The sequence below is a fragment of the Ruegeria haliotis genome, from assembly GCF_013377785.1.
In the GTDB taxonomy this organism is placed as follows: domain Bacteria; phylum Pseudomonadota; class Alphaproteobacteria; order Rhodobacterales; family Rhodobacteraceae; genus Ruegeria; species Ruegeria haliotis.
Map to the genome: position 1 here is coordinate 1 of NZ_JABXWT010000060.1, position 1,037 is coordinate 1,037.

Consider the following 1,037-nt stretch of genomic DNA (forward strand, 5'->3'; position numbering starts at 1 on the left):
GGTTTTTTCACCCAGTCCCTCTCTGATCGTGACCCTGAGCTATTTGGCTCGATCACGTCCGAGCTGGGCCGTCAGCGCGACGAGATCGAACTGATCGCATCCGAGAACATCGTCTCCGCCGCCGTGATGGAGGCGCAGGGCTCGGTGATGACTAACAAATACGCCGAGGGCTATCCCGGACGGCGTTACTATGGTGGCTGCCAATTCGTCGATATCGCCGAGAATCTGGCCATCGACCGAGCCAGGCAGCTGTTTGGTTGCGACTTTGCCAACGTGCAGCCGAACTCGGGCAGCCAGGCCAACCAGGGCGTGTTTCAGGCGTTGATCCAGCCCGGCGACACCATTCTGGGCATGAGCCTGGATGCAGGCGGCCACCTGACCCACGGCGCCCGCCCGAACCAGTCGGGCAAGTGGTTTAACGCGGTGCAGTATGGCGTCCGCAAGGAAGACAACATGCTGGACTATGATCAGGTCGAGGCGCTGGCAAAAGAGCATAGCCCCAAGCTGATCATCGCCGGAGGCTCGGCCATCCCGCGCCAGATCGACTTTGCCCGCATGCGTGAGATCGCCGATATGGTCGGTGCTTACCTGCACGTGGACATGGCGCATTTTGCCGGTCTGGTGGCGGCGGGTGAACACCCCAGCCCGTTCCCGCATGCGCATGTGGCGACGACGACCACGCACAAGACCCTGCGCGGCCCGCGTGGCGGCATGATCCTGACCAATGACGAGGCGATCGCCAAGAAAGTGAACTCGGCCATCTTCCCCGGCATTCAGGGTGGCCCGCTGATGCATGTGATCGCGGCCAAGGCCGTGGCCTTTGGCGAGGCGCTGCAGCCGTCATTCAAGGACTACATCAAGCAGGTTGTGGTAAACGCACAGGCGCTGTCGGATCAGCTGATCAAGGGTGGTCTGGATACGGTGACCCACGGCACCGACACCCATGTGGTTCTGGTCGACCTGCGGCCCAAAGGCGTGACCGGCAATATCGTCGACAAGGCTCTGGGCCGGGCGCATATCACCTGCAACAAGAACGG

Annotated in this window: 1 protein-coding gene; it reads left to right on the plus strand. The window is 61.9% G+C overall.

The window, feature by feature from the left end:
* Positions 1-1,037: serine hydroxymethyltransferase (gene glyA / locus HW561_RS23270; protein ID WP_176867763.1), on the plus strand; the 1,037-nt coding region annotated here is incomplete at both ends.